The 4,207-nt window shown below is 66.4% G+C and carries 6 protein-coding genes; 1 reads left to right on the top strand and 5 read right to left on the bottom strand.

The window, feature by feature from the left end:
- The 3 genes from EN781_RS27480 to EN781_RS27470 form a co-directional block, all read right to left on the bottom strand.
- Nucleotides 1-496: DNA polymerase Y family protein (locus tag EN781_RS27480; RefSeq protein WP_245492667.1), on the bottom strand; the 496-nt coding region annotated here is incomplete at its 3' end.
- On the bottom strand, nt 456-1,472 hold the full coding sequence (locus EN781_RS35545; RefSeq protein WP_126057378.1) for a hypothetical protein: 1,017 nt from the start codon (nt 1,470-1,472) through the stop codon (nt 456-458). The genes EN781_RS27480 and EN781_RS35545, both read right to left, overlap by 41 nt.
- Nucleotides 1,473-1,582: 110 nt before the next feature.
- Nucleotides 1,583-2,215, bottom strand: coding sequence for a LysE family translocator (locus EN781_RS27470; protein WP_126057379.1), 633 nt, complete (start codon nt 2,213-2,215; stop codon nt 1,583-1,585).
- Nucleotides 2,216-2,352: 137 nt separating this feature from the next.
- Between EN781_RS27470 and EN781_RS27465 the strand changes: the two genes are divergently transcribed.
- On the top strand, nt 2,353-2,784 hold the full coding sequence (locus EN781_RS27465) for a metallopeptidase family protein (RefSeq protein ID WP_126057380.1): 432 nt from the start codon (nt 2,353-2,355) through the stop codon (nt 2,782-2,784).
- A gap of 89 nt (nt 2,785-2,873) precedes the next feature.
- Here the strand turns inward: EN781_RS27465 and EN781_RS27460 are convergent, their stop codons facing one another.
- Nucleotides 2,874-3,080 (bottom strand): DUF1737 domain-containing protein, encoded by a 207-nt coding sequence (locus EN781_RS27460; protein ID WP_126057381.1) that lies wholly within the window; start codon nt 3,078-3,080, stop codon nt 2,874-2,876.
- A 42-nt stretch (nt 3,081-3,122) separates the two neighbouring features.
- Nucleotides 3,123-3,998, bottom strand: a complete 876-nt coding sequence (locus EN781_RS27455) for a CoA ester lyase (RefSeq protein WP_126057382.1) — start codon at nt 3,996-3,998, stop codon at nt 3,123-3,125.
- Nucleotides 3,999-4,207 lie beyond the last annotated feature (209 nt).

The following is a 4,207-nucleotide window of genomic DNA, read 5'->3' as shown; positions in this document are numbered from 1 at the left end:
CTGCCATCACCGCGCCCGCCGTGCGCAGGCCGACGCTTTCGAGGCTGGCGCGCGTTCCCGGCTCGATGCGCAGTGCCGCGAGCGGCAAGGGCGCCAGCAGCGTCTCTTCCTCGCCGCCGGCGACGATGCGGTCGCCATGAAAATGCGCCGCCGCCCAGGCGGCGCCCGGGGTCGCCGCCAGCCCGGCGCGGACATCGAAACCCTGCTCAAGGAAGCGGACGAGGATCTCGTCCTGCATGGCGCGTTCGCCGCCGAACAGATGCGTGCAGCCGGTGACGTCGAGGAACAGGCCGTCGGCGCCGTCGATCGCCACCAGCGGCGTGTAACGGTCGCACCAGTCGGCGAGGCCTTCGAGCAGGCGGCGGTCGGCCTCGGGATCGGCCTCGACGATGTCGATCGCGGGGTGCATGGCGCGCGCGTCGGCGATGCCCATGCCGCGCTTCAGCCTGAGCGCCTCAGCCCGCTCGTCGAGGGCGGCGATGCGCTGGGCGTTCATGTCGCGGTGGCTGATCACCAGCGGTGGGTGAGGCGGGGGCAGGTGATCCGACGGCCGGGAACGCCAGGACCGCCCCAGACGCTGGCGCAGGATGCGGTCGGCGGCGAGATGCGGAAACCACAGCGACAGAATCCTTTGTTCTTTCCTTGCCCCTTCTTTCTTCGAAAACATGTTCATCGGGGTTCCACTCCAGTGTGAATTGTCCGGGGAGCGCGGTGCGGCTCTTGCCGATGCCGACGGTGAAGGCGGGGCGGCCGATCGAGCCGGCCAGCGGCCCGGCGATCGTCGCGCGGCTTGCCGAGGGCGCGGCCGACACGATCAGGCGCACGGGCGCGGCGGTTGGCTCGGCCTCGCCGGCCTGGCGCAGCAGGAACACCGGCCGGCCGGCGTCCTGGGCGCGGGCGTGCAGCCGCCGCGTCGCGGTGAGGTCGAGCGGCCGCGGGCTGCCGCGGATTTCGAGGATGACGGCGGCGAGCGCCGTCATGCGGGCGGCCTCCTCGGCGATCCACAGCGCGTCGAGCAGCCTCGGCGCCTCGGAAAACAGCAATTGTTCGGGCGCGATGCCGAACAGGCTCCGCAGCCCGCCGGCATAGGGAAAGCCGGCCTCGCGGAAGATTTCCGAGGTGCCGACCCACAGCACCGGCAAGCCCGGCTGCCGCGCGAGGATCAGGCCGGCAAGCGACAGGGCAAAGCCGGCGACGGCTCCGGCGTCGCGGGTTTCAGTGCCATGGATCTCGCTCAGCGCCGTCTTCGGCAGGCCGCCGCCAAGGGCTGCGTCGAGCGGCTCGACACCGGTGCGCAGGAACGCATCATGCGATGCAACGGCAAGGCCACGCCGAACCACCGTGACATCGGCGATGTCATCAGGCGACGCGCCGGCCGGCGCCGCAAGGCGCTCGGGCAGCGTTCCCTCGATCTTCGCGATTTGGCGGCGCAGGGCAAAAACAGTCTCCCGCGCCACGGCGGTCATCGCCATGACGGTCAACTTTCAGCAGCATTGTTCCTGTTATGTTCTTATAGATTCCAGAGGGTACCCCAAGAGTCAAGCCGACTCATTGTGAATTTATTCCTCTGTCGTTACGCGCTTTAGCGTTGGCCATCGAAGGCCAGCCGGGCCGCAAGTCCCGCAAAGACGCTCCCCAGCAACAGCTGCGGCGCCCGCTGAAACCGCGTCCGCCTCGACAATGCCGCGCCGATCCGGCTGGCGGTCAGGATGACCAGGCCATTGACGACCAGCCCAATCAGATTGAGCACGGTTGCCAGCACCAGTATCTGCCCCGCCACGGACCCGGCCTGCGGCTGCACAAATTGCGGGAACAGCGCCAGCACGAACAGCGCCATCTTCGGGTTGAGGAGATTGGTCAACAACCCCTGCCGGACGATGCGCCCTTGCGAGTAGCGCGGCAGGCCGGCAACCGGCGCAAGCGCTGTCCCGTCGGAGCGGAACGCTTTCCAGGCGAGATAGGCCAGATAGGCGGCGCCGGCGTAACGCACGATGTCGTAAGCGATGGGAACGGCAAGGAACAGTTGCGACAGGCCGAAAGCAGCGGCCAGCGCATGACAATAGGTACCAGCGGCGATGCCGACATAGGTCGCCAGGCCCGCCGCACGCCCCTGGCTGGCGCTGCGGGATGCGATCAACAGCATGTCCGGCCCCGGCGTCGCGGTCAAAGCGAGGCAGGCAATGGCGAAAAGTCCAAGGGTGGAAAAGTCCGGCATGGGAGCTCCTGATACATGGCCGGAACCGACCCGTACGCGATTCCCGCGCGGCAGCAAAGGATACAAGATACAGGAACTGCCGCATCATTTGCCTCGACCGGCGCGAAAGCCTATATGCCGGGATCAAAGGACAAAGAATGGCCCGCATCTACAAGACCCGCACCTGGCACGACCAGCTTTCGCCGTCGATGGAGGAGATGGAGTTCCTGGCGCTGGAGGCCTACGCCCATCTGCCGGAGGATTTCCGCAAGCTCACCGGCGAGATCGTCATCCAGATCGCCGATTTCCCGACCGACGAGATCATGGACGATCTTTCGCTGGAAACGCCGTTCGACCTGCTCGGCCTGTTCGAGGGGCGCGGCATCGCCGAGCGCTGGAACCCGCAGACCGGCGAGGGGCCGAACCGCATCACGCTCTACCGCCGCGCCATACTCGACTACTGGGCCGAGAACGAGGAGACGCTGGGCGACATCGTCACCCATGTGCTGATCCACGAGATCGGCCACCATTTCGGCCTGTCGGACGACGATATGGAGCGGATCGAGGAGGCGGCGGAGCAGACGGCCTAGGGCTTTCGCGAAATCGCATCGCGCCGTTCCTCTTTCCCCTCCGGAGGGAGAGGAAGGGTGCCTGCACCAAAGCGGGTTGTTGCCCGCGTCTACCAATCGCTGAGCTTGGTGTCGGGCGTGTAGTCCTGACCCTCGACATCCTTCACCACAGCCTGACCGCAGCGCATCGATTTGGTCTTCTTGTCATAGGCATAGGTCGGCGAGCCGAACAGGTGCCAGCCCTTGTTCAGCGACGCCGTCACCTTGTGGCAGAAGCTGGAGTCGTCAGGGCCGGACAGAAAGCGGTAAAGTTTCATTTTTCAGTCCCCGTGAGTTTGCGGCAATCGCCCGAAAGCGCATCATGCGCCGATGGCGGCGGCCTTCGCCAGAAGTTTCTCGGCCTGAGCCAGATGCAGCCGCTCGACCATGCTGCCATCGAGCGCGATGACGCCCTTGCCGGCATTCTCGGCAAGCGCGAAGGCCGCCGTCACCGCGCGGGCCTGGGCGATAGCCTCCGGCGACGGCGCAAAGGCCCGGTTCGCCGCCTCGATCTGCGCCGGATGGATCAGCGACTTGCCATCGAAGCCCATGGCGGCGGCTTCCACGCATTCACGGGCAAAGGCGTCAGAATCGCGAAAATCATTGGCGACGCCGTCCAGTACATCGACGCCGCCGGCGCGCGCGGCCAGCACCAATTGCATCAGCCAGGGCGTGAGATAGCGCCGGTCCGGCGTCGCAAGGATACCGGTCTCCTTGACCAAATCGTTTGTTCCGGCAACGAAACAAGCAAGGCGCGAGGCGGGATCGCGGCCGAGCTCGGCAAGCGCGCCGATGTTTAGCAGGGCTTTCGGCGTCTCCACCATCGCCCATAGTTTCACCGTGTCCGGCGCGAAATTGTCGTCGAGCAGGTCGGCGGCCTCCAGCACCTCGCGCGGCGTGACGACCTTCGACAGAAGGATGCCGTCGGCCTCGCCTTTCGCCGCCGCCAGCACGTCGTCGATGCCCCATTCGCTCCCCAGCGCGTTGACGCGAACGATCATTTCGCAGCGCCGGTTCGGGCGTTCGGCCAGGATGCCCGCCAGCCTTTGGCGCGCCGTGACCTTGTCGGCTGGCGGCACGGCGTCTTCCAGGTCAATGATCACGGCATCGCAGGCAAGCGTCGCGATCTTGGCCAGCGCCCTGTCGTTCGAGGCCGGGATGTAGAGCACCGAGCGGCGCGGGCGGTAGGTTTGCATTCTCGATCTATGCCGCCTGTGGACAATGGAGGCAAGCCGTGCGGCGCAGCCAATCGTGGGAAGTCGGCGCCGCCCCTCATCGCCCTGCCGGGCACTTCTCCCCGTATAGTGACGGGGAGAAGGGGCTGGTGTCCGAACCGGATAGATAGGTAACAGAATGGACCGATTGCATAGGTGACAGTTTTCTCCCTCGCCGGAGGACCCGGCGA

This window comes from Mesorhizobium sp. M4A.F.Ca.ET.090.04.2.1, assembly GCF_003999085.1.
Classification (GTDB): Bacteria; Pseudomonadota; Alphaproteobacteria; order Rhizobiales; family Rhizobiaceae; genus Mesorhizobium.
Note: the sequence above shows the minus strand (reverse complement) of the source record. Positions and strands in the feature narration are given on the sequence as shown.

Bases quoted from the DNA above. Each gene is read 5' to 3' on its own strand.
- EN781_RS27460 (WP_126057381.1), bottom strand. From the start codon at position 3,080: ATGAAACTTTACCGCTTTCTGTCCGGCCCTGACGACTCCAGCTTCTGC.
- EN781_RS27470 (WP_126057379.1), bottom strand. From the start codon at position 2,215: ATGCCGGACTTTTCCACCCTTGGACTTTTCGCCATTGCCTGCCTCGCT.
- EN781_RS27455 (WP_126057382.1), bottom strand. From the start codon at position 3,998: ATGCAAACCTACCGCCCGCGCCGCTCGGTGCTCTACATCCCGGCCTCG.
- EN781_RS27465 (WP_126057380.1), top strand. From the start codon at position 2,353: ATGGCCCGCATCTACAAGACCCGCACCTGGCACGACCAGCTTTCGCCG.
- EN781_RS35545 (WP_126057378.1), bottom strand. From the start codon at position 1,472: ATGGCGATGACCGCCGTGGCGCGGGAGACTGTTTTTGCCCTGCGCCGC.